The following is a 22,441-nucleotide window of genomic DNA, read 5'->3' as shown; positions in this document are numbered from 1 at the left end:
GATGTGACGTGTCGCTGGGTAGGTTCCAACACGGTGAATACCGCCTCGCGAGGGTGTGCCGCAACCATGGTGACACAATCGTCATGCGCCGGACGTCGGCAAGCCGACATGAAAGAGCCCGGCCCGCTGCTGCGGTACCGGGCTCGATCTTGCGACAAGGCCGGTCGGCCTATTCGCCGGCCTGGGTCCGGAAATAGCGGAAGAATTCCGAATCCGGCGGGATCACGATCGGCGTGCCGTCAATGATGGTCTCTTCATAGGCCAGCATTGAGCGGTAAAAGGTGAAGAACTCGGCATCACGATTATACGCCTGGGCGTAGATCTCGTTCCGGCGTGCATCACCGGCACCACGAAGGCGATCCGAGTCGGCGCGCGCTTCAGCCACGATAATCGTGGCCTGACGTGACGCGTCGGCGCGAATTTCCGTCGCCTGCTGGTCGCCTTCAGCGCGAATACGGGCAGCTTCCTGCTGACGCTCCGAGCGCATCCGGTCGAACACGCGGGTGGCGATCTGCTGTGGCAGGTCGGCCCGCAGGATGCGGACATCAATGACTTCAATGCCGAGATCCTGGGTCGCCACCTGGGCTTCCACCCGACTGCGCACCCGCACCATCAGCTCGGCACGCTGGCCGGAGATGACGTCATTGGCCGGGATCGAGGCAATCACGCCGCGCAGGCTGTCATCCATGATGGAGCGAAGGCGGGCCTGGGCACCGGCTTCATTGGTCACGGTCTGATAGAAACGCAACGGATTGGTGATGCGATACCGCAGGAAGGCATCGACAACCAGGCGAACCTGGTCGGCGGCCTGGATTTCCTCCGGCTGCATGTCGAATTCCAGATTGCGCTTGTCGAACATCACCACGTCCATGATGAACGGGATCTTGAAGTGCAGGCCCGGGTCTTCGAAACCGGGCTGGTTGACGGCACCGACCGGATCGCCAAGGCGGACCAGCAGGGCCTGTTCGCGCTCATTGACCGTGTAGACACTCTGCAGGCCGATGAAGACACCGACGACCAGAATAATGATTCCCAGTGTGCGGATCATCAGTTGTTCCCTCCGGTCTGGCTGCGGGGCTGGGTGCGCGGCGCATCAAGCTGGTTGAGCGGCAGATAGGGCACAGCCCCGGCATCCGCGTCCAGGATGGTCAGGTTGGAGCGACCCAACACCCGTTCCATGGTTTCCAGATACATGCGGCGACGGGTCACTTCCGGCGCCAGGATGTATTGCTCGTAGATCGCAACGAAGCGGTCGGCCTGGCCTTGCGCTTCGGCAATCACCGAGTCGCGATAGGCCTCGGCGGCCTGGGTCAGCTGGGCGGCTTCACCGCGGGCCTGCGGGATGGTCGAGTTGGCAAAGGCTGTCGCCTGCAGGATCGCCTGTTCGGCATCCTGCTCGGCCGCATCCACATCACGGAAGGCATCGATCACGCTGGCGGGCGCCTGGGCGGTCTGCAGGTTGACCTGCAGGATCTGGATACCGGCCTGATAATCGTTGAGGACGGACTGGAGCAATTCGCGGGTGCGTTGTGAAACTTCGCCGCGACCGACCGTGAAGATGAACTCACGATCCGACGTACCGATGACTTCGCGCATGGCGCTCTGCGCCACCGCAGCAACCGTCGTTTCCGGATCACGGACATTGAACAGGAAGTTGCGGACGCCGTTTTCAGACGGATCAACACGCCACTGCACCGAAAAATCAATGTCGACGATATTCTGGTCACGGGTCAGCATCTGACCTTCCGAACCCTGGCCAATGGTGATGGTCCGGGTTGCGGTGACATCCTCGATGATCACGGATTCGATCGGCGTCGGCAGTTTGAAGTGGAAACCCGACCCGGTGGTCCGGTCATACTCGCCGAAACGCAGCACGACGCCGGCCTGGCTCGGATTGACCTGGTACCAGCCGGACCCCGGCATGATGAACCAGACACCGATCAGGATCAGCACGATCAGGCCGAAGCCGAACGCACCGGCCCCGCCGCTGCCGCCCGAACCGCCCTTGCCGCCGGAGCCGCCACCGCCGAACATGCCGCGTATCTTGCGCTGCATGTCGCGGACGACCTCGTCGAGATCGGGACCATCCGGTCCGCCGCCACCCTGGGGACGCTGGCCCCACGGGTTCTGGCCGTTATTATTATTGCCGCCGGAGCCCCATGGGCCTCCGCCGCCTCCGCCCTGATTGTCGTTCCATGACATGTGCTGGATCGATCCTCTCAATTTCCATTGCGCCCTAAATGAACGTATGCGCGTTACGGTTCAAGGGTAATCGGACGGGACGGCGCAGCGGCATGTCCCCCCTTTGCCGCGAACGCGGACTGTGTCAGGCGCGATCGAGCGTGCGCAGGACGAAGGCGTGATCATCGCGCTCGCCAGCCGGATGCGCTTCGCGCGCCACCTCGTGCCATTCGCTCTCAATGATCTCGGGCAGGCGGGCATCGCCATCCGGGCTGGCCTCGACCTCGGTGAGATAGAGCCGTTCGGCCAGGTTCATCATCACGGCATAGATCTGCGCGCCGCCAATCACACAGACCTCGTCCACACCGTCGCTGCGCGCCTGCTCGAAGGCCGCCTTCATGGCCTCGCCCGGCTCGCTGACCACAATCGCGCCCTCGGTCAGATAGCCAGCCTGGCGTGTGATCACGATATTGAGCCGGCCCGGCAGGGGCCGCCGCGGCAGGCTCTCCCAGGTCTTGCGGCCCATGATGATCGGCTTGCCGGTCGTGATCGCCCTGAAACGCTGCAGGTCGGATGACAGGCGCCAGGGCAGATCCCCGTCAGCCCCGATGACACCATTGGCACCGCGCGCCACGACGAAGGCGATCTTCGGAATGATGCTGGTGGTGGAGTTGGCCATGGCTCAGCCCTCCCCGCCCGCACTGGCATCGCCCGGCTCCATCACCGCACTGTCGCGATCCAGCCAGTGCAGCCATTTATCCTGCATGGCCTGGTCCATGTCGATGCCCTCAGCCTTGGCCATGATCAACAACATGCCCAGCGCATCGGCCATTTCCAGCGCCAACTGTTTGCGGGCCTCGTCATCGGCGGGACGGCGGGTGCGGCCGGTGGTGGTCAGATAAGCCTGGGTCAGCTCGCCGACCTCTTCCTGCAGTTTCAACAGCGGCCAGTCGCCCGAGCGATCAATATCGAAATGCGTCGCATAGATGTCGGACACCCGGACGATCTTGTCGGCGAGCTCATCAAGCGGTCCGGACATGGCGCCCGCCCCTAAACGGCGACCGGCGCGGTGATGCGCGGATGCGGGTCATAACCCTCCAGCGCAATGTCCTCATACTCGAAGCCGAACAGGTCGGTTGCCTCCGGATTGAGCTTCAGGCGCGGCAGGCCCCGCGGCGTGCGTGACAGCTGTTCGCGGACCTGGTCCATATGGTTGGAATAGATGTGGGCGTCACCGAACGTGTGGATGTATTCGCCCGGCTCCAGCCCGCAGACCTGCGCCACCATCGCGGTCAGCAAGGCGTAAGAGGCGATATTGAACGGCACGCCGAGGAACATGTCGGCCGAGCGTTGATAGAGTTGGCAGCTCAGCTTCCCGTTCGCGACATTGAATTGATACAGCGTGTGGCAGGGCGGCAGCGCCATGTTGGGCACATCGGCCGGATTCCAGCCCGACACGATCAGCCGCCGCGAGGCCGGATTATTGCGGATCTGCTCGAGGATGTTGGAGAGCTGGTCGATCTCGGTGCCGTCCGGCCCCTCCCAGCGCCGCCACTGCTTGCCATAGACCGGGCCGAGATCACCATTCTCGTCGGCCCACTCATCCCAGATCTTGACCCCGCGCTCCTGCAGCCAGCGCACATTGGTCTCGCCGCGCAGGAACCACAAAAGCTCGATCGCGATCGACTTGAAATGCACCTTCTTGGTGGTCAGCAACGGGAAGCCCTTCGACAGGTCACAGCGCAGCTGGCGGCCAAACACAGACCGCGTCCCGACGCCGGTCCGGTCCGCCTGCTCGGCGCCGTTTTCCAGGATATCGCGCAGCAGGTCGAGATAGGCATTCTCGACGTCAGACCCGCCAGCCCCGGCCTGCGCCTGCGCAAAGGTTTCGCTGTCGATGACGGCCATGTCCTGCTCCCGGTGATTCTCAGCGAGACAGCATGCCAGCGAAGCCGTCCGGGTTGAACCAGCGAGCCCAGATCAGCCGGGGATAGTCGCGGCAAGTGATTGGCGGGCCTGCGGGAAAATAGGAACCCGAGCGCAGCCTTCTGCCCCCGCTTGCGGGGGAAGTGGACCGGCGCGGAGCGGCGGGCCGAAGGGGGCCGAGCGCACACTCAACCATAAACCCCTTGCCGAGAGAAAGCCGTATCCGGTTCTTGAGCTCAAGGGGCATGTCCGCGGAGCGGCGCCTGCGGCGCCCTTGACCTCAAGAACCGGATACGGCCCACTGGCTGACAAGGGAATTATAAGCAGGTCTGCGCATGGCGCGCGAAAATTGGTACGTGTCCCGATTTCTCATGGGAGGCCGGCGGCTCAGACCGGGCCAATCCGGCCGCCCGAAACGGCGAAGCGAGGCGCCACTGGAAGACTGAATCGGTACGTGTCCCCGGTTTTTGCGGTATCGGGCTACGCCCCCCGTCCTGTCAGGAGAGATCAAATTGTGACTCGCTCGCCGCCGGTCTTGGTGTATGGTTGCGGCATCGGAACATAGAGGGAACACACACATGCTCGGATACGTGACACTGGGAAGCAATGATCTGGAAAAGGCCGCCGCCTTCTACGACAAGCTGTGCGCCGAATTCGGTGTTGGCCGCATGATGGGCGACGAGAATTTCATCGCCTGGGGCAAGCCTGATGGCGGCGCCGGTATCGGCCTGACCAAGCCTTTCAATGGCGAACCGGCCACCATCGGCAATGGCGTCATGGCCGCCTTCCAGGCCGACAGCAAGGAACAGGTCGACAAGGTCTACAAGCTCGCCGTCGAAGAACTCGGCGCCCCCTGCGAAGGCCCCGCCGGCCCCCGCGGCGACAGCTTCTACGCCGGCTATTTCAGAGACCCGGACGGGAACAAGCTGAATGTGTTTTATATGGGGTGATGACGTTGAACGTGGGTGACCCACACCGGCGTAATCGTTAGCGGGCGACCAGGTGGCGGATCGCCAGGAACAGGACCGATGCGTAAAACAGTCCGGCGAACGGCCTAGCCCGATCGTCCCGTGCACACCCAGGGCGGTTGAAACCCCGCCCTGGGCGCTTGGTCCGGACTATTGCGCGGGAATAATCGGGAGTTGGATGAAGGAGGGGTAGTCGCCTCCGACATGGATGGTGTTGGTCGCCTCCGGCTCTTGCCGGTCCCATGTGCGGGTATGATAGGCGCCGGACGCGATGACGAGCTTCACACGCCTGCCCAGATAAAGGTGCCGGTGACCATTCATCCGGAATCCTCTTGAGTGCGCCATTCTCTTCGATCTCGCGACAGTCCGCGGTGCGGACGTCTCCGATGGAGGCGGGCTGACCGCCCGGCGCGCGGTCCCGCTTGCGAAGTCGTCGGGTTCGAAATGGCGCTACTGAGGTACCCGCTTCTTTCGTTGGCCCCGCTCGCTCGACTCGCAAGCCGCGATTGGTGTGGCGACAGTCCCTTCCCCATGAGCACCATCACCACATCTCATGTTCGCTAAAACGAAAATGCAACCCCGAGCACGGCTTCCAGCTCGTAATCTTCCCGCACCAGAGGGCTGCCGGTCGCTTCGTCTCCGAAGAATTCACCGCTTACATTGCCAATGATCATCCATTGCTCATTGAGCCGGTAGCGCGCGCCAAAGCCCACACCGGCGGATTTCAGGCCACTGGAGGGTTGGTATTCGGTGTAGCGGAAGGCCGGGTTTGGGTCAGCCTGGCTGGCTGCCGCTTCAAGGGATGTGATACCGAACTCGGTCTGCAGATGCTCGGCATTGGCATAGCTGATATCGCCATAGGCCGTGAGGGTCAGGGCGTTATCCATCAGGTGCCAATCGTAGGAACCTCCGAGGAAAGTCACGACGCCCTTGCCGGCATCGCCGATATCGGCCTCGAATCCAAAGCCGACCGCCGACGTGCCAAACTGGCGGAACAGCCCCCCGGCCAATACGGCGGTGCTGTCCATCGTGGCCAGATTTGCCAACGCCGGATCGTCGGACGGGTCGCGGCCTGGCTCGTAGCCGATACCGGCTTTCAACCGCCACTCTGACCCTAGTATGGGCCAGTAAATGCCCATCTCGTCGCCGGATACGTAATAGCGGTCATCATACATGCCATAAAGGATAGGCGCGGCGCCGGTCTCGCGATTGTCGCTGCCGGCGTAGACCGGGGACGACTCCGCCACGATCCCCAAAAGGGCGCTGAGCCCTGTAAGGTCGCCGGCGAGCGCCGCTTCCTTGCGCGCCTCGACCGGGGAGAGCGCCTCGGCGTGCACCGTGGCCGGAGCCAGCAGTGTGGTGAAGCCGAAACCGGCCGCGGAGGCGAAAGCGGGGAGTTTGCAAAATCTGTCCATTGAAGGGTCTCCTGGGAGCAAAACAACGCACAGGAGTTGTTGCGGCGCGCACGCCATCCGCAACGCCAATTTCGTGAGCGCGCTGCAAGCGTCAGGTCAACGAATGAGTGAATGAAAGCGTCGGGATGGTTGAGCTAGGATGGGTCGGACTGCACGCCCCGCCAGTCGCGGAAAGCCTTCAGTCGTCGTTGGCTCACGGGTACGTGCTGGCCGCTGCGAAGCCGGATGCGCACCTGTCGTGGATCGTCGTCGACGGCCTCAATCCCGTCGCGGGCCACCCACCAGGACCGATGTACCTGCAGACCGGGCACGCCCTCCACCGCAGCGATCGCGTCGCGCAGACGGCCAAGCGATTGGCGGGTGCCGTTGGGACCGTGCACCAGAACGTAATGCTCGTCGGCCTGAAGCGCCCAAATGGTGCGGTCAATCAGGTTCGCCATCCGCCCGGCATCATCGCAGCGACTGGACTCCACGTCGGGGCCGGCCGATCCGACCACTGGACGTGAAGGCAGCAATGTCACGCCACCAAGCAGGACGGTCGCCCCGAAAACGCTCAGCAGGAAGATCGTGGCGGTGGGTGTAATGTCCAGCAATTCCCCCAGCCAGATCTCAAGAAAATCAACCGCTGTTTGGCCCGGCACCCGGTTGCTGATGAGGTCAGCGTCATGGTGAAAACTGTCCAAGGAGACCGTCATCAGGGACGCGGCCGGCAGCACCGACACTATGGCAGCGGCACAGGCAAGCGCGACTGTCACCGCGCGAGGCCAGTTCAGGCGTGCGGTCAACCGGGCGATCAGGTTGCGGGCGGCCAGGAACAGGATCGCTGAATAGAACAGCGCCGCGAACCAGAAGACGAAAATAAGATAGCCGCCATCCGTGCCGGAATTGTCGACCCCCTGTTCGACGAAAATCACAGCGAACAGAAGCGATACGCAGGCGCAGGCAAAAACCGCTTTTCCGTACTGCATGGGACTCACAAGATTGGCGTCACGGTCCGGAGGCAACAGGCGCAGTATGCCTCCCAACGCTGGCGGATGCCAGCCAGCCTGCACCGACGGTGCAGCCAGCGGGCTTGCCGGCGCCACCGACGCCCGCCCGCACACCCAGGGCGGTTGAAACCCCGCCCTGGGCGCTTGGTCCGGACTATTGTGAGGGAATAATCGGGAGTTGGATGAAGGAGGGGTAGTCGCCTCCGACATGGATGGTGTTGGTCGCCTCCGGCTCTTGCCGGTCCCATGTGCGGGTATGGTAGGCGCCGGACGCGATCACGAGCTTCACACGCGAGCCCGGTGAAAAGATCATGCTTGTCGGCCAGATCTCGAACTCGACGGGATAGACCTCGCCAGCGACCAGGGGTTCGATCCGGTCGTGCGCGAGCCAGGGCCGCGACGGTGTCGACATTTCCGGATCGAGACGCCGCTGCGATGCGCGGAGACGACCTCGCGTCAGCCTTTCCTCGGTGCCGTCCGGGTGAACAATGTAGAGATCAGCGTGAATATTCATGTCGTCCCGGCTGGTGGAAACCCACAGTCCGGCCATGATCTCGCCGGTGATTTCGGTCTCCGCCTCAAAGGGTTCGGACACGAAGGCCGCCATCCCGGCCGGAATGATCTCGTCATGCTGATCGATCGCGGGCGACATGTAATCGACACGTCCGGTCCGCCCCGGCGCTGACGGTGACAGCCCGCCGTCCGAGGTCAGGTGAAGACGCTGATAATCGGTGCGCGCAATCGGCCACTCATTTTCAGAGCGCCATTCGAAATCCGCCGGATCGGCCACACTTCTCCGGATGGCCAGACGGACCGGCGGCTCGTCGAGCAGGCCGGTATCGTGGCCCTTCAGCCAATGATCAAAGAAGGCAAGCTGGGTCTGGAAGCCCTCTTCCGAATAAAACGCGTCCTGGTGTCCGCCGGTATGGATGCGCAAATAGCGGTGTTCCGACGCCGCAAGCTTGTAGCCTTCGGTATTGCCGCGGAAGTGCTGCGCGCCATAAAATCCGGTCCAGTTGCCGGCACTGAGCACCGGTACTGTCAGATCCTCCCAGATCGGACGGCGAGCCTCCCAGAAGGGACCGTCCAAACGGTGCCGCATCAGTTCAAACAGGAAGCTGTTCCCGAAGGCATCAGGATCATTATTGTCCCAGCCACGCAGAATGTTGTCGTACATGACACCATTGTACCAGTTGACCAGGAAGGCGTAGCTCAGGATTCCCCCTTGAAACACGCCGTCGCGGTACTGGTCGGAAAATCCCTCCCAGGGAATGATGGCCCGCAGCGAGGGGGGCTGAAGACTGGCCACCCGCCATTGGTTGATCGCCATGTAGGAAATGCCGGACAGGCCGACATTGCCATTACTCCAGGATTGGTCGCCGGCCCACTCGATGGCGTCATAAAAATCCTCCGCCTCGCGCGCCGACAGCGGTTCGAATATGCCGGGTGACTGTCCGGTGCCGCGGGTATCAACCCGCACAATCACATAGCCATAGGGCACCCACCGGTCCGGATTCGGGGTTTCCCAGTTCTGGTTTTCGGTGGGCAGGGCATCAATGCCCTCCCACGGCCGCCATGGCATGTCCTTTTGATAGGCCGTCATCGACATGATGACCGGCAAGGCTTCATCCGTGTCGGGACGAAAGACATCGCCGCGCAATGTCGTACCGTCGCGCGTGACGATTTCGACATTCCGCTCGATGATCATCCCGGTATAGCTGGGCGTCGAGACCGGGTCGGCCGCCATGGCCAAACCTGACAGTCCGAGCGCCAGGGCGATTCCTCCCCAAACGCATCCGAGACGATGCGCCAGGCTCTGCCGCTTCTTTAGTAACTCCATGATCGAGTCCTTGATCGCAGTTTTTGAGACCAGCGGTACGGACATGCAAAGGTCCCCCGCCGCAGCCGGATACCCGGCCGAACAGATATCCAATGCGGGGCGGATGCGCGGGGATACCGGTTTTCCACGGATTGGCATCATCTGCGCACGAATTGAACGCGCTTGCCGTTTCGGGATACCGTTCGGGTCGAGGGGACTGGTTCATGACGTCTTGGCGTGACAATTCAAACCGTGTTTTGCGGCCCGTATTGTGGTTTGCAGGGCTGACCATTGTTGTCGCGGAGTCGACCCTGAATGCCGGTCCGCTGGCCGGTGCCGCGCCCCTGCTGACCTACATGTTCTGGATCGGAATACTCGGCCTGGCCGTGGGCGCCACATTCACGAGCATTGCCGTGTTCGACGGCCTGGCCCGGCGCGCGGTGATTCATCCCTTGGTGCACGGTGCCGGCGTCGCGCTGTTGACCATCGTCATATTCGCGCCATTCGCCGAAATTCTCGATATTGTCTTCGGGATCCAGTACCGCCCCTTGGTCTCCACCGGTGACAGCTGGGAGCGACTGACCGGGTTTGCCGCCGCCACGCTCAATGAGGCCCAGGCCGCCGGTCTCCGGCTAGCCGTGCTGACCGCCGCGATCCTGGACCTGCGCCGGTTGAGCCGCGGGCAAGCGATCACCAGCCGGACAGGCAGTCTGCCGGAAGAGTCCGAGCCCATGCCACTCGAAGCCCGTGAGGATGCCGATGCATCTGCGCCCTCGAGCGATGTCGCCGCTTCGGACCCCGGCCGTTTCAGCGCCGGTTTTTTCAACCGGCTCGATGAGTCCTGTCGCGGGGAGTTGTGGGCCATTCAGGCCGAGCACCATCATATCCTCGTAACCACTGACGCCGGGCGCGCCCGCCTGCGCTACCGGTTTTCCGACGCCTTGCAGGATGTGGCGGCGATCGACGGCGCTGCGGTACACCGCTCGCACTGGGTGTCCCGATGCGGCGTCCAGACGGTGATCCGGCGCGGACGCCAGCTCGAAATCGTCCTGAAAGACAGGTCGCGCATTCCCGTCAGCCGTTCGAACCGGGAGATTGCGCTGTCCCTATTAAACAAGGACAACGCGGCTTGACGTGGCCTGGGTAAGCAGGGAGCATCGGCATGTGATGTACCCGACAAGCGGAACCCGATTGCAGGATCAACTGCGTGGCGGGGGGTGGCTGGTTCCTCCAGCGATCCTTTTGCTTGTTTTCGTGGCCGTCCAGGCGCCGCCGCTGCAAGCCCTGACTGGCCGGCCGGCCGCGCTTTTTCTGGCGATGGAACTTGTGTGCCTGTGGGGCGGGGTGACTGCGGCGCTGACCGGCCTGCTGCGGAATGCGCGTATCGCGTCCGCGCCTGTTCCTGTTCAGGCGGTCTTGTCGGGTCTGCTGGGGGCGATCATCGCCGCCCCCTTCTCGTCAGGACTGGATGTCGTTCTCGGAATGTCGGACGTTCTGGCCATTCCCGATCACCTGGCGTGGGACCGCATAGCGACCTTTGCTGCCGAGACCGTCCATGAAGTCCAAGTTCTGGCTCTTCCCTCCCTGGCGCTGGCGCCAATACTGATCGCAGTGCGCCAAAGCGGGCTGCGCCGGGCAGCGGGCCCATCGACGCAAGCGCGCCTTGATCAACCCCTGTCGCAGACCGGCAGCGCGGACGGACTTCTGTCCAGGCTGGGCAAGGGGCGCGCGCAGGTCATCAACATGGTCGAGGCGCAACAACACTACGTGCTTGTGCACACCGATACCGGCTCCGAGATGGTGCACTACCGTTTCGGCGACGCGCTCGCGGAGCTGGCGAGCCAGGACGGGCTCCAGGTGCACCGCTCCTTCTGGATTGCCCGCCATGCCATTGCCGCGGTCCGACGGGACGGACGTCGCTGGTATGTCGAGACCCTCGACAATCGGCGAATACCGGTCAGCCGCCCGCATGTCGAAAGCGTGAAAAAGCTCGACCTCCCATTGTCCTGAACGCCGGCATTACCTGACGTGGTCACCGCACAGGTCGCCAACCGGGCCATTTCTTGTCCGTTCGGGCGACATCAACGGGACTTGGGCAAGGTTGGTGAAAATTGCGGGTCTGCCCGTGCAATCAAGATGGAAGCGGTACTCCGTGGCTAGTTGCCTCATCCCCTGGTCATTCAACCGCACGAATCGGGAGGTGGCCGGAACACAAAACAGCCGCCCCGGCACAGGGTGACGGCGTTGAGGGGAGACTTAGACCTTGAACACGAACATTGATTGCCGACCGGTTCACCGCCGCCGGCCCGTTTCCAGCAAATCCCGGTTGATCCTGGGCGTCGGCCTGACCGCGCTCGCGCTCGCAATGGGTCCGGCGCCGCTCGCCTGGTCGCAGGATGATGACACGCACACTGACGAAGCGCAGGTCGACCGGATCGTCGTGACCGCCCAACGCCGGGAACAGGACGTTCAGGACGTTCCAATCTCGCTCACGGTTGTGGGCGGCGGCGAACTGGAAGATCGCGGCGTCCAGTCGACCCAGGGCTTGCAGGACTTCGTTGCCGGCCTGTCGATCACGTCATCACAAGTCAATAATCCGGCCTACTCCATTCGCGGCATCGGCTTTGCCAATGACGACGTCTCGTCGGATTCCGGCGTTGGCGTGTTTCTGGACGACGTCTATCTTCCACGCGCGTCCAGCGCCAACCTGTCCATGCTCGATGTCGAACGCGTCGAAGTCCTCAAAGGGCCCCAGGGCACCCTGTTCGGCCGCAACACGATTGGCGGTTCGATCAACATCATCACCCGGAAACCCTCCAACACGTTTGAAAGCACGCTCAACGCGGAGGTCGGCAATCTGGGCGCCATCAATCTCGGCGGATATGCCAGCGGCCCCCTGGTCGAAGACCGCCTCTTTATCGGCGTCTCGGCAATGAGCCGGCAACGCGACGGCTACATGACCAATCTTTTCGACGGACAGGATGGTCGCCGTATCGACACCACGGCCGCGCGCCTGACACTGCGCTGGACGCCCACGACCCATTCGGAACTCCTGTTGAGCGCGGATATGGAAGAGACCCGGCCCGGCCCGAACCTCAAGAGCGTCGGCCCGGACGGCCCGTTCCAGATGCGTGACATCACGGTCGAGGTTCCTCCGAGCGACCCGGTCTTCTCGGCCAATGTCGATGACCCCGGCAATGAATGGCTGGATGCCCACGGCTATATGGGACGCTTCACCCTCGAGGGCGAGGCGACGACATTCGTGGCCATCGCCGGCGTGCGGTCGAGTGAGACGTTTTTCCGTGAGGATATCGACGGCTCGCCGCTGTCGCAGGTCGCGGAGCAGCAGGCCGAACAGTCGGATTCTCGCACGGCCGAGCTGCGGTTATCATCGACGGACGGTGGATCCGCATCGATGGGGGGGCCGTCTGCACTGGACATCCGGACTGTTCCATTTCCACGAAGAAGCCGACAAGCACGTGCTGTTCGAACTGCCGCTCTTTGCCCCGTTCGGCATTGCCGGCACATCCGTCACACATGCCGTGGAAACCGACGCCTTCGCGGCCTACGGGCAGGCCAGCTATGACCTGACAGACCGGCTCGGCGTCACGGTCGGAGCGCGCTGGACCCGCGAGACCAAGGATTTCTCGGCGACCGGCGAAGGTATACCCCAAGGCTCTGAGGGGCCGGGCAACCCGCTGATTGAAGAGGTCATTGATGCCCGCACCTCCCGCACCTGGGAGGACACCTCCTTCCGGTTCGGTCTGGACTATGACGTATCCAGCAACATCTTGCTGTACTTCAATCTGGCCCAGGGCTTCAAAAGTGGCGGCTTCAACGGCCAGCCCGTGACCAATGCCGATGCGCTCATGGGTTTCGAGCCGGAATATGCCGAACAGATCGAGCTCGGCTGGCGGTCGGACCTGTTCGACAACCGGCTCCGGATCAACGGCGCCATCTACCAAACGGACTACCAGGACCTGCAGATTTCGGCGGTCCCGGATATCGGCAGCCCCTTCACCGCCAATGCCGCCAACGCGGAAGTGACCGGGTTTGAACTCGAGTATTCCTGGTCTCCGACGCCCAACCTCACCCTGTCGGGATCGACCGCCTATATAGACGCCACGTTCAAGGACTTCACCGTGTTCGAACAAGGCGCGTTGCGGGTTCGCGACGGCGAGCGGATGCGGGGGATTCCTGAATGGACCACCTCCCTGAGCGGACAATACGTGCACGCCATCCCGCAGGGCACGCTGATCTTCCGGGGTGACTATGTCTGGCAGGACGAAAGGGTTTCCAATGATCAGGACATCCACGCCCCCGCTTGGGACCGGACAGATCTACGCGTGACCTATCTGTCCCCGGATGACCGGTGGAGCCTGTCGGCCTGGGCGCGCAATGTCTTCGATGAGGTCTATTGGCTGAGGGTCGGTCCTGAAGTCACGGCACCGGCCTCCATGCGCCGGGCCCTTGAACCCCCTCAGACCTTTGGTGTTTCGCTTCAGGTCAATCTCTAGACAATCAGCCTGCCCCCCGCGCATCGGCACGGGGGGCAGCACAGTTTCCGCGAATTGATCGGCACGCCAAACCTCGCCTCGCCTGGCCGTCACACGAACCCGCGACCGGTTTCGCCCCGCCGCGCGCCTGCCACAACATCTCAACGCCCTATCCCGCCAGGGCCTCGCGGAAATGTTTGCGGCACAGGGACACATAGTCGGACTTTTCGACGGCGACCTGTTCGCCTTCCGCAATGGCCGTGCCGGACGCATCGCGGCGCAAATTCATGGTCGCCTTGCGGCCGCAATGGCAGACGGTGCGGACTTCACGCAAATGATCGGCCAAGGCCAGTAACTGGGCCGAGCCGGGGAAAAGTGCGCCGCGAAAATCAGTGCGCAACCCGTAACACAGCACCGGCAGGCCGAGATCATCGACCACACGGGCCAGATCAAGCACCTGGTCGGCCGTGAGAAATTGCGCCTCGTCGAGAAATACAGCGTCGAGGGGACCGTCGGCCTGGCGCGCGGCAATGGCGGCGAAAACGGCGGTGTCGGGCCGGTAGATGTGGGCTGGCGCACGCAGGCCGATGCGGGATTCGATCTCGCCCAAGGTGTCGGACGGCTCAGCGGCGTGGTGAACCGAGGTCCACAGCATGACCTGCATACCGCGTTCGCGGTAGTTATGGGCCGCCTGCAGCAAGATCGCCGACTTGCCCGCATTCATCGCGGAATAGGTGAAGTAGAGCTTGGACATCGCCAATCGCTAACGCGATTCCAGCACCGGGGCAGGCAGCAGCTGCACCGGAACGGTCGGCCTCCAGGGACGAGCGGACGGACAGGTCTCAGCTCCGCGCCTGCAGCCGCCGGACCAGAAGGAGGGCCAGGACCGCCAGCACAGTGAGATCGACCATATTGGTGACGAGATCGGCAAACCCGGTCCAGACGGTATTGCTGACATCCGGCAGCCGGATCGAGGTGTAGGCGGTCCAGATCGCGGTATCGACGATAAAGGCGCTGGCGTAACAGCCCAGTGCGGCGCCGGGCCGGCCCAGCCAGAGCAAGGCCGCCGCCGCGCCATAGCCCAGCACATAACCTAGCCAGGGCAGCAGCATCAGCGGCGGACCGCTGACGAAAAAGACTGTCATCACCGGATCGGTCACCACCCATCCGGCGAACACCGCAACACCAAACCCCCACACACCGAACGCATAGAGCGCCCGGATCAGGATGATAGCACCCAGCAGGCGGGCAAATGCCGCCCCGCCGATTGATTGCAACATGGAGACCTCGTCCCGACAATTGCTGGCAGGATAGGCGGGATCGCGGTCGGCGAACACCATGGCTCGTCATTGCCCGGCGCCCGCCCGCTTCCTGGATGTCCGGTCTCCCGGGTATCCGGGTGTCAGGCGGCCCGGCTTTCCGACAGCGACTGCGCGGCGGCGGCGATCTCATTGGCCGAGACCTGCAGGGCCTCATTGCCACGCGCGATTTCAGTGACGGCATCGGATACCAGCGACACATCAGACGCCGCCTCGCCCATATTGCGGCTGATGTCCTGGGTCACGGCGACCTGTTCCTCCACCGCCGCGGAGATGCCCGAGGCGATCTCCTCGATCTGGCCGATGACGCTGCCGATCCGCGTGATGGCCTGCACCGCGCCAGCAGTATTGTCCTGTACCGCGGTGATCTGCTTGGTGATGTTCTCGATTGCATTGGCGGTCTGGCCGGCGAGATTTTTCACCTCGGACGCGACCACCGCAAAACCCTTGCCGGCTTCACCCGCCCGGGCCGCCTCGATGGTGGCGTTGAGGGCAAGAAGATTGGTCTGCTCGGCAATGGAATTGATCAATTCGACCACCTGGCCGATCGATTGCGCCGCCGTCGACAGCGTATCCATGACGTCCGCGGTCTGCCGGGTCTCGCCGACCGCCTCCTTGGCGACATTGAGGGCTCCGGTCACTTGCTGCCCGACCTCCTGGAACGAGGCCGACAATTCCTCGGCTGCCGCAGCGACACTCTGGACCATCTGCGCCGCCTTTCCCGATGCGGTCGATGCCGACGTCGTCTTGGTGCCAGCCTCGGCGATGTTTCGGGAGACCGTCTCCAGCCCCTTGCCGACCTGTTGGCGCACGTGGTCACGGTGTTGGCGCGCATGCACCGACGCCGTCACATCGATCGCCAGCTTGATGACACTGATCGGCTTGCCATCAAGATCAACGACCGGATTGTAGGTCGCCTGGAGCCAGATTTCGGAACCATCCTTGCGGTAGCGGCAATACTCGCCAGACTGGAAGTTTCCGGCTCGCAAGCTTTCCCAGAATTCGCGATAGGCCGCGGTCCTGACATGCTCCGGATCACAAAAAATGGCGTGGTGCTGCCCCTCCACCTCGGCGGGGGAATACCCCATCGCCTCACCGAACGCCGCATTGGCGGCCAGGACATTGCCCTGCATGTCGAACCGGATCATCGCCTGGGAACGCTCGATGGCTTCCATCGTGCTCTGGAACTTGAAACGCCGGACCCGGCTCTCGGTGATGTCCGAGGCCAGTTTGACAATCCGCACCACCTTGCCGGCACTATCGGTCACCGGGTTGTAGGTCGCCTGGATCCAGACCGACTGGCCGTCCTTGCGGATACGGCAGAATTCTTCGGAATGGAATTTGCCGGCGCGCAGATCGTCCCAGAAACGGATATAGGACTCGCTGTCAGCGTCGCCATCCTGCACGAACATGCGATGTTTGCGGCCGATGATCTCGTCAGGCTGATAGCCCATCACCTGGCAAAAATTGGCATTGGCTTCGATTATGGTGCTGTCAGGCCTGAAGCTGATCACGGCGTAGGCGTTGTGAAGCGCGTTCAGTACGGCTCGGTCAGAAGAAGCAAAAAGTCCCATATTCAACATCCTCATGGTTGCCACAGACCAATCACTCCCCAAAGTCGAGCCTGTTAATAATAACCTAAGCGGGTATTTGCGAACGAGGCGTAAACGGGTCCACACACCATCGTCATGAGTTATAATATATGACTATCACGTCCGCCCCGCGACACGCGCCCAAGCGTGCCGGAATAACCCGAACAACCGGGTTGATTTAACTTTGCAATCAAAGGTGTTGTCCCGCGCGCCCGCTTGCGCCCCACGGCCGGTCCGGTTTCACACCGGGAGTCGCCTGTCGCGTTCGGGACACATCGCCGGGTCACCCGCGGATCGGGCACGGCGCTGGGCTACCCCCTTCAATCCACCCGCCGGATGGCCTATATTAAACAGGTCGGCTTGCCGACTATGGCGATAAACGCGCTTGTAATAACCGGACCGGACCCGGGGGCAGTACCCGGCGGCTCCACCATAACTGTTCTGCGTTGGCGGACATGCCTGGGGCCGAAACAGGATCGACGGACGGGTAAAGAAGATGGCTTTCGCCGGGGTGAGGCCCCTTACAGGCTCATTTTCAGAGTTGCCAACGACAACTTTGCTGAAGAGGTCGCTCTCGCTGCGTAGTCAGCGCGGGTAATCTCGCACTAAACTCCTATACCCTTTAGCCGGTATAGGCGGGGCCCGGAGGCGCCTGGCAACAGAAGCCTCCACTTACCCTCATCATCGACGCCCCGACCTGTGCGGCCCGACGCCTGTCGACCGGACACCGCCCATCCGTAAACACCCTGTTCACCATGTGCAGAGGCGCCGCCCTTCCTCGTTGACCTCTTTGAGGCTTGGAGTACCCTTCGACAGGGATACCCGGGGGAGTACAACATGGCCAAAGACCTGATGCGCTACGACCTGATGGCGCAGGACGCGCTACGCGGCGTTGTGCGCCAGGCCCTGCTCAAGGCAGCGGCCCCTGAAGGCCTGCCCGGTCCGCACCATTTCTACATCACCTTCCGGACGACCGCGCCGGGTGTCGATATCGACCCGACCCTGCTGGAAAAATACCCGGAAGAGATGACGATCGTGCTCGAACACCAGTTCTGGGACCTCAATGTCACCGACACCGGTTTTGAGGTGACGCTGAAATTCTCCGGCGTGCCGAAATATCTGAAAATGCCCTATTCCGCGATCTCGCGCTTCCACGACCCCAGCGTCGGCTTCCATCTCCAGTTCGAGCATGAAGGCACCGAGGACGAGACCGGCTTCCCGGGCGATGATCCCAAGCCGAAAAAGGGCAAGGGCGACGCCACCGGCAGCGGGTCCGGTGACACTGGCGATGGCGCCCAGGTCGTCAGCCTCGACAGCTTCCGCAAGAAGTGAGTGAACGGCCCTTTTTGCTGGCCCCCGATCTGGTGGAGGGTCCGCCCCCGCAACCCTTGGACGCGGACGAGATCCGCCAGCGCCTGACATCACGCGACGTTCGCACCAATGTCTCCACCCTTCTGGGTTTCGAACTGGTCGATCTTTCGATTGAGGGACGCTGGATCGAGGCCCGCTTCAACCCGACCCCGCAACTCGCCAATCTGCGCGGCAGTGTCCAGGGCGGCATCATCACCGCCATGCTGGACGAGGTGATGTCGCTGTCGGTCCTGGTCGCCGAACGCTTCACCTGCGGCGTGCCGACCTTGGAAATCAAGACCAGCTATTACAATCCGCTCCCGGTTGAGCCGTGTCGGGCGCGCGGCGAAGCCATGCGCATTGGCGGCCGCGTCGCCTTCATGGAGGGCACGGTGTGGACACCCGCCGGCGAGATCGCCGCCAAGGCCAGCGCGACCTGTCAGGTCCGCCGGGTAAAACCCGCCGCCAAACCGTGACAGCGGCCCCGCCGGCGCCCACCTCCCTGCCCGGCAAGCGCGCTGCGCTTTGCCTGATCGCCCTGTCGCAAATCCTCGCCCTGTCCATCTGGTTCGCAGGCGCTGCCGCCCTGCCGGCCCTGATCGACGCCGCCGCGATCAGCCCGCTGCGGCAGGCCATGCTCACCAGCAGTGTGCAATTGGGTTTCGTGGCCGGTGCCCTGGCCAGCGCCGGGCTCGGCCTTGCCGACCGCATTGTCCCGCAGCGCCTGTTTGCGGCAGGCGCCATTATCGCTGCCCTGGCCAATCTCCTCGCCCTGATGCTGGAACCCGGCGGCGTCGCCATGATTGCCAGCCGGATGATTGCCGGAGCCGCGCTCGCGCTTGTCTATCCGGTCGGGATGAAGCTGGCCGCCAGCTGGGCGCGTGGCGATGCCGGCTTCCTGGTCGGCCTTCTGGTCGGCGCCCTGACCCTGGGTTCGGCCCTGCCCTTTGCCTTCAACCTCGCCAATGCAGTGCCGGACTGGCGCCTGCCCTTCGCGGCATCAACGCTGGCGGCCCTGCTGGCGGCCGCGGCGATCCTGTTCGCCCGCGGCGGACCGGGCCTGCGACCGGCCGCACCTTTCGACCCCGGCGCCGCCCTGCTCGCGATCCGCGATCCGGCCTTGCGCCTGACCAATCTGGGCTATCTGGGGCATATGTGGGAGCTGTATGCGATGTGGGCCTGGATCGGCCCGTTTGCGCACGCCTACTGGCAGCAATATGACGCGCCGGCCCGGCTGGGCGATCTGACCGCCTTCGTCGTGGTCGCCAGTGGCGCCCTCGCCTGCCTCGCAGCCGGTCGTCTTGCCGACCGGCTCGGTCGAACCCGGATCGCGATGCTGGCGCTGGCCATCTCCGGCAGTTGCGCCCTTCTGGTCGGCCCGGCGTTCGGCTTGCCGCCGTGGATCATGCTGCCACTGCTGATCGTCTGGGGCATGGCCGTGATCGCCGACAGCGCACAATTTTCGGCCGCCATAACCGAGCTTGCGCCGCCCGAGCGCACCGGCACCCTGCTCACCCTGCAGACCGCGATGGGCTTTGCCCTCACCGTCATCACGGTACAGGCGCTTGGCGCCTGGATCGGTTGGGTGGGCTGGAATTGGGGCTTCGCGCCGCTGGCAATCGGCCCGGCGGTCGGTGTCTGGGCAATGGCCCGCCTGCGCGCCCGGCCGGAGGCAGGCAAGCTGGCCGGCGGACGTGGCTGACAGGGCGCGGGCCTGTCGGTCCTAGTGCGACGACCGGGTCGAGCCGTTCGCCAGCGCCGCGTCGAGGCTCGGCGAGGCGGCATCGACGACCCAGATCTCACCGCTGTCACAGTCGAAATCCGACGCCAATTGATCGGCCATGTCACGGGCAATCCGGTTGGCATCCGCGACCGCTGAGGCATCGACATAGCCGACATGACAGGAGGTTGGCGTCCCGCCCGGTCGCAGCGCGGTGACGATCAGGGTTTCCTGACGTTCCGGCTCACCGGTCTCGAAGGTGGCGGAGATGTAGCGATGGATGGTGGCATAGGGCGTGCCGGTCACCCCGACGCGCCATTCGATCACCGTGTGATACTGGCCGAAATTGCCGATATAGCCGCCATACTGGCCACCCGTTTCCGGATCATTGCGATCACTGAAGCGCGACGTCTGGCCGTGCTCGGACGCTTCGGCAATCCAGCGCCAGCCGGCAACCCCGTCACACGCCTGGACATAGGTGACACGCTCATCGTCGGAAACCAGCTCCTGACCGGCACAGCTGCCTCGCTCATCGGTGTAGGTGTAGACAGCATCCTGCGCCATCGCGATCGCGCCCATACCGACGCCTGCCGCGAGCACGGCAGCCAAACTCATGCGTTTCATGATTATTCCCCCTGATGCCACCAGCAAAGCAAAGCTGTGTCCCGGAGGCAAGGGCTGGCGCGGTCGCCCTCGCTCGCAAAAGCGTGCGGCGACGACACGCCGTGCGCGACAGGCCCGTCAGGCGTCTTCGAGCACCCGGACTTCCTGCATTGGCCGCGCCGTCACGGAAATTCGCGGGCTGTCGCCGTCGATCTTGGTCACCAACAGGCGTTCGACCTGGCTGTCATCGTGGAAGACGACACCAGTCAGTGCGTCCAGCACCGCCTTGGCGACATTGTCGACATCATGAGCCGAACTGCCGGGCGGGCGCTGGATCTCGATACAGACCTCATACGGCCCCCATGTCGGACGCGCGCGCTTGAATTCAAGGCGGAAGAACTCGCCGATCAGCGACCTGAATCGCCGGGTCTGCGTGGTGACGGCATCAACGCGCAGACTGAGTTCATCGCCAGACATGGTCGCCTGCAACCTCCCCATCACGGATTGGCCCTCTACCTGTTACCCGGATTTGCGTCACGCCCCCCGGCGATGCGCATCATCGTCTTGATCGTTCATGTGCGAGTGATACACGTTCGAATCAACCGTCACCATCATCGACCCGCGCCCATGGCGCTGCAAGGAGCCTCCCCTGATGAGCGAGATGCGCACCGAAACCGACAGCTTTGGACCGCTTGAAGTCCCGTCCGAAAAACTCTTTGGCGCGCAGACCGCCCGCTCGCTGATCAACTTCCCGATCGGCGTCGAGACCATGCCGGTTCCGCTGATCCGGGCCCTCGGCATCGTCAAGCGTTCCGCTGCCCTGGCCAACAAGAAGCTGGGCAATATGGAGGCCCGCGAGGCGGACGCCATCGCCGCCGCCGCACTCGAGGTCGCCGAGGGCAAGTGGAATGATCATTTCCCCTTGTCTGTCTGGCAGACCGGCTCCGGCACACAGTCCAACATGAACACCAATGAAGTGGTCTCCAACCGCGCTATTCAGATGCTCGGCGGCGTGGTCGGCTCGAAGGATCCGATCCACCCGAATGACCATGTGAACCGGTCCCAGTCCTCGAACGACACCTTCCCGACGGCGATGCATATCGCCGCCGCCGAAGAGATCACCCATGCCCTGCTGCCGGCCTTGCACAAGCTGCATAATGCACTCAACGACAAGGCGAATGCCTTCAAGGACATCATCAAGATCGGCCGGACCCATTTGCAGGATGCCACCCCGCTGACACTAGGCCAGGAATTCTCCGGCTATGTCGCCATGGTCGGCAACGCCATCCGCCGCATCGAGGCGGCCCTGCCGGCCCTGCTGGAACTGGCCCAGGGCGGCACGGCCGTCGGTACCGGTCTCAACACGCTGCCCGATTTCGCCGAGACCTTCGCCGACGAAGTGGCGGCGCTGACCAAGCTGAAATTCGTCACCGCGCCGAACAAGTTCGAAGCGCTGGCCACCAAGGACGCCCTGGTCGAGGCGCATGGCACGCTCAATTCGGCTGCCGTCTCCCTGTTCAAGATCGCCAATGATATCCGCCTGCTGGGCTCCGGCCCCCGCTCGGGCCTGGGCGAGATTGCGCTGCCGGAAAACGAGCCGGGCTCGTCGATCATGCCGGGCAAGGTCAACCCGACCCAGTGCGAGGCGATGACCATGGTCTGCGCCCAGGTGATGGGCAACAACACCACGGTGAGCTTTGCCGGCTCGCAGGGTCATTTCGAGCTCAATGTCTTCAAGCCGGTGATCATCTTCAACGTGCTGCAGTCGATCCGCCTGCTGGCCGACGCTGCCAACACCTTCACCGACAAGTGCGTGGTCGGCATCCAGGCGCGTGAGGACAATATCACCGCGCTGATGGAGCGCTCGCTGATGCTGGTCACCGCGCTCAACTCCACCATCGGCTATGACAATGCCACCATCGTCGCCAAGACCGCCCACAAGAACGGCACCACGCTGCGCGAGGAAGCGGTCAAGCTGGGCTTTGTCACCGGCGAACAGTTCGACGAGATCGTGCGTCCGGAAAAGATGATCGGGCCGAAGGCCTGATCACCGGGCACGGGTA

At 63.3% G+C, this 22,441-nt stretch carries 22 protein-coding genes and 1 other RNA gene; 10 read left to right on the top strand and 13 right to left on the bottom strand.

The features are described 5' to 3' along the window. Positions 1-169: 169 nt before the first annotated feature. The 5 genes from hflC to AWH62_RS10300 form a co-directional block, all read right to left on the bottom strand. Positions 170-1,048 (bottom strand): protease modulator HflC, encoded by an 879-nt coding sequence (gene hflC, locus AWH62_RS10320; protein WP_075190407.1) that lies wholly within the window; start codon positions 1,046-1,048, stop codon positions 170-172. Further along, positions 1,048-2,202, bottom strand: a complete 1,155-nt coding sequence (gene hflK / locus AWH62_RS10315) for an FtsH protease activity modulator HflK (protein ID WP_075190406.1) — start codon at positions 2,200-2,202, stop codon at positions 1,048-1,050. The genes hflC and hflK overlap by 1 nt, the downstream gene beginning before the upstream one ends. Before the next feature lie 124 nt (positions 2,203-2,326). After that, positions 2,327-2,860 carry a dihydrofolate reductase gene (locus AWH62_RS10310; RefSeq protein ID WP_075190405.1) on the bottom strand — a complete coding sequence of 178 codons (534 nt, stop codon included), beginning with the start codon at positions 2,858-2,860 and terminating at the stop codon, positions 2,327-2,329. 3 nt (positions 2,861-2,863) lie between these two features. Beyond that, positions 2,864-3,220: a phosphoribosyl-ATP pyrophosphohydrolase gene (locus tag AWH62_RS10305; protein ID WP_075190404.1), complete on the bottom strand. Its 357-nt coding sequence runs from the start codon at positions 3,218-3,220 to the stop codon at positions 2,864-2,866. Between the two features lie 11 nt (positions 3,221-3,231). Next, positions 3,232-4,089, bottom strand: a complete 858-nt coding sequence (locus tag AWH62_RS10300; protein ID WP_233128299.1) for a thymidylate synthase — start codon at positions 4,087-4,089, stop codon at positions 3,232-3,234. A 596-nt stretch (positions 4,090-4,685) separates the two neighbouring features. Here AWH62_RS10300 and AWH62_RS10295 point away from each other — a divergent pair. Then, positions 4,686-5,057 (top strand): VOC family protein, encoded by a 372-nt coding sequence (locus AWH62_RS10295; RefSeq protein WP_075190403.1) that lies wholly within the window; start codon positions 4,686-4,688, stop codon positions 5,055-5,057. Positions 5,058-5,635: 578 nt separating this feature from the next. Here the strand turns inward: AWH62_RS10295 and AWH62_RS10290 are convergent. The 3 genes from AWH62_RS10290 to AWH62_RS10280 all read right to left on the bottom strand — a co-directional run bounded on the left by AWH62_RS10290 (position 5,636) and on the right by AWH62_RS10280 (position 9,364). Further along, a complete protein-coding gene (locus AWH62_RS10290) occupies positions 5,636-6,490 on the bottom strand; it encodes a MipA/OmpV family protein (RefSeq protein ID WP_075190402.1) in 855 nt (284 codons plus the stop codon). Between the two features lie 134 nt (positions 6,491-6,624). Beyond that, complete coding sequence (locus AWH62_RS16840; protein WP_158025612.1) at positions 6,625-7,575, bottom strand: LytTR family DNA-binding domain-containing protein; 951 nt, start codon at positions 7,573-7,575, stop codon at positions 6,625-6,627. Positions 7,576-7,633: 58 nt separating this feature from the next. After that, positions 7,634-9,364, bottom strand: coding sequence for a CocE/NonD family hydrolase (locus tag AWH62_RS10280; RefSeq protein ID WP_158025611.1), 1,731 nt, complete (start codon positions 9,362-9,364; stop codon positions 7,634-7,636). 158 nt (positions 9,365-9,522) lie between these two features. Here AWH62_RS10280 and AWH62_RS10275 point away from each other — a divergent pair, with 158 nt between their 5' ends. The 4 genes from AWH62_RS10275 (at position 9,523) to AWH62_RS10260 (ending at position 13,815) form a co-directional block, all read left to right on the top strand. Further along, positions 9,523-10,431: a LytTR family DNA-binding domain-containing protein gene (locus AWH62_RS10275; RefSeq protein ID WP_158025610.1), complete on the top strand. Its 909-nt coding sequence runs from the start codon at positions 9,523-9,525 to the stop codon at positions 10,429-10,431. Between the two features lie 109 nt (positions 10,432-10,540). Next, positions 10,541-11,308: a LytTR family DNA-binding domain-containing protein gene (locus AWH62_RS10270; RefSeq protein ID WP_075190398.1), complete on the top strand. Its 768-nt coding sequence runs from the start codon at positions 10,541-10,543 to the stop codon at positions 11,306-11,308. Between the two features lie 253 nt (positions 11,309-11,561). Further along, on the top strand, positions 11,562-12,884 hold the full coding sequence (locus tag AWH62_RS10265) for a TonB-dependent receptor (RefSeq protein WP_143743012.1): 1,323 nt from the start codon (positions 11,562-11,564) through the stop codon (positions 12,882-12,884). Then, entirely contained in the window at positions 12,778-13,815 is a 1,038-nt protein-coding gene (locus AWH62_RS10260; RefSeq protein WP_075190396.1) for a TonB-dependent receptor, read from the top strand. Before AWH62_RS10265 ends, AWH62_RS10260 begins: the two co-directional genes overlap by 107 nt. Before the next feature lie 148 nt (positions 13,816-13,963). On the opposite strand, the gene AWH62_RS10255 is transcribed toward AWH62_RS10260, so the two are convergent. The 3 genes from AWH62_RS10255 to AWH62_RS10245 all read right to left on the bottom strand — a co-directional run bounded on the left by AWH62_RS10255 (position 13,964) and on the right by AWH62_RS10245 (position 16,687). Then, positions 13,964-14,548, bottom strand: a complete 585-nt coding sequence (locus AWH62_RS10255) for a thymidine kinase (protein ID WP_075190395.1) — start codon at positions 14,546-14,548, stop codon at positions 13,964-13,966. 88 nt (positions 14,549-14,636) lie between these two features. Then, positions 14,637-15,134 carry a hypothetical protein gene (locus AWH62_RS10250; RefSeq protein WP_075190394.1) on the bottom strand — a complete coding sequence of 166 codons (498 nt, stop codon included), beginning with the start codon at positions 15,132-15,134 and terminating at the stop codon, positions 14,637-14,639. A gap of 62 nt (positions 15,135-15,196) precedes the next feature. Continuing rightward, positions 15,197-16,687 carry a PAS domain-containing methyl-accepting chemotaxis protein gene (locus AWH62_RS10245; protein ID WP_075190586.1) on the bottom strand — a complete coding sequence of 497 codons (1,491 nt, stop codon included), beginning with the start codon at positions 16,685-16,687 and terminating at the stop codon, positions 15,197-15,199. Between the two features lie 333 nt (positions 16,688-17,020). On the opposite strand from AWH62_RS10245, the gene ssrA reads away from it, so the two are divergent. The 4 genes from ssrA (at position 17,021) to AWH62_RS10225 (ending at position 19,757) form a co-directional block, all read left to right on the top strand. After that, positions 17,021-17,378: a transfer-messenger RNA gene (gene ssrA, locus AWH62_RS10240) on the top strand. Between the two features lie 164 nt (positions 17,379-17,542). Continuing rightward, a complete protein-coding gene (locus AWH62_RS10235) occupies positions 17,543-18,037 on the top strand; it encodes an SspB family protein (protein WP_075190393.1) in 495 nt (164 codons plus the stop codon). Next, a complete protein-coding gene (locus AWH62_RS10230) occupies positions 18,034-18,531 on the top strand; it encodes a PaaI family thioesterase (protein WP_075190392.1) in 498 nt (165 codons plus the stop codon). The genes AWH62_RS10235 and AWH62_RS10230 overlap by 4 nt, the downstream gene beginning before the upstream one ends. Further along, positions 18,528-19,757 carry an MFS transporter gene (locus tag AWH62_RS10225; protein WP_083635132.1) on the top strand — a complete coding sequence of 410 codons (1,230 nt, stop codon included), beginning with the start codon at positions 18,528-18,530 and terminating at the stop codon, positions 19,755-19,757. The genes AWH62_RS10230 and AWH62_RS10225 overlap by 4 nt, the downstream gene beginning before the upstream one ends. A 21-nt stretch (positions 19,758-19,778) precedes the next feature. Here AWH62_RS10225 and AWH62_RS10220 read toward each other — a convergent pair whose 3' ends face one another. Together AWH62_RS10220 and AWH62_RS10215 are read right to left on the bottom strand one after the other, a co-directional pair. Next, the gene (locus AWH62_RS10220; RefSeq protein WP_075190391.1) at positions 19,779-20,399 is read right to left on the bottom strand and encodes a hypothetical protein; all 621 of its coding nucleotides are present in this window, start codon (positions 20,397-20,399) and stop codon (positions 19,779-19,781) included. A gap of 117 nt (positions 20,400-20,516) precedes the next feature. Continuing rightward, the gene (locus AWH62_RS10215; protein ID WP_075190390.1) at positions 20,517-20,855 is read right to left on the bottom strand and encodes a RusA family crossover junction endodeoxyribonuclease; all 339 of its coding nucleotides are present in this window, start codon (positions 20,853-20,855) and stop codon (positions 20,517-20,519) included. A 175-nt stretch (positions 20,856-21,030) separates the two neighbouring features. Between AWH62_RS10215 and fumC the strand changes: the two genes are divergently transcribed. Beyond that, positions 21,031-22,425, top strand: coding sequence for a class II fumarate hydratase (fumC, locus tag AWH62_RS10210; protein WP_075190389.1), 1,395 nt, complete (start codon positions 21,031-21,033; stop codon positions 22,423-22,425). Positions 22,426-22,441 lie beyond the last annotated feature (16 nt).

The organism is Maricaulis sp. W15, from assembly GCF_001924955.1.
Classification (GTDB): domain Bacteria; phylum Pseudomonadota; class Alphaproteobacteria; order Caulobacterales; family Maricaulaceae; genus Maricaulis; species Maricaulis maris.
This window is presented reverse-complemented; position numbering and strand designations above follow the sequence as displayed.

Bases quoted from the DNA above. Each gene is read 5' to 3' on its own strand.
- hflC (WP_075190407.1), bottom strand. From the start codon at position 1,048: ATGATCCGCACACTGGGAATCATTATTCTGGTCGTCGGTGTCTTCATC.
- AWH62_RS10235 (WP_075190393.1), top strand. From the start codon at position 17,543: ATGGCCAAAGACCTGATGCGCTACGACCTGATGGCGCAGGACGCGCTA.
- AWH62_RS10310 (WP_075190405.1), bottom strand. From the start codon at position 2,860: ATGGCCAACTCCACCACCAGCATCATTCCGAAGATCGCCTTCGTCGTG.
- AWH62_RS10300 (WP_233128299.1), bottom strand. From the start codon at position 4,089: ATGGCCGTCATCGACAGCGAAACCTTTGCGCAGGCGCAGGCCGGGGCT.
- AWH62_RS10295 (WP_075190403.1), top strand. From the start codon at position 4,686: ATGCTCGGATACGTGACACTGGGAAGCAATGATCTGGAAAAGGCCGCC.
- AWH62_RS10280 (WP_158025611.1), bottom strand. From the start codon at position 9,364: ATGTCCGTACCGCTGGTCTCAAAAACTGCGATCAAGGACTCGATCATG.
- AWH62_RS10255 (WP_075190395.1), bottom strand. From the start codon at position 14,548: ATGTCCAAGCTCTACTTCACCTATTCCGCGATGAATGCGGGCAAGTCG.
- AWH62_RS10220 (WP_075190391.1), bottom strand. From the start codon at position 20,399: ATGAAACGCATGAGTTTGGCTGCCGTGCTCGCGGCAGGCGTCGGTATG.
- fumC (WP_075190389.1), top strand. From the start codon at position 21,031: ATGAGCGAGATGCGCACCGAAACCGACAGCTTTGGACCGCTTGAAGTC.
- hflK (WP_075190406.1), bottom strand. From the start codon at position 2,202: ATGTCATGGAACGACAATCAGGGCGGAGGCGGCGGAGGCCCATGGGGC.
- AWH62_RS10250 (WP_075190394.1), bottom strand. From the start codon at position 15,134: ATGGTGTTCGCCGACCGCGATCCCGCCTATCCTGCCAGCAATTGTCGG.
- AWH62_RS10245 (WP_075190586.1), bottom strand. From the start codon at position 16,687: ATGGGACTTTTTGCTTCTTCTGACCGAGCCGTACTGAACGCGCTTCAC.
- AWH62_RS10275 (WP_158025610.1), top strand. From the start codon at position 9,523: ATGACGTCTTGGCGTGACAATTCAAACCGTGTTTTGCGGCCCGTATTG.
- AWH62_RS10290 (WP_075190402.1), bottom strand. From the start codon at position 6,490: ATGGACAGATTTTGCAAACTCCCCGCTTTCGCCTCCGCGGCCGGTTTC.
- AWH62_RS10215 (WP_075190390.1), bottom strand. From the start codon at position 20,855: ATGTCTGGCGATGAACTCAGTCTGCGCGTTGATGCCGTCACCACGCAG.
- AWH62_RS10305 (WP_075190404.1), bottom strand. From the start codon at position 3,220: ATGTCCGGACCGCTTGATGAGCTCGCCGACAAGATCGTCCGGGTGTCC.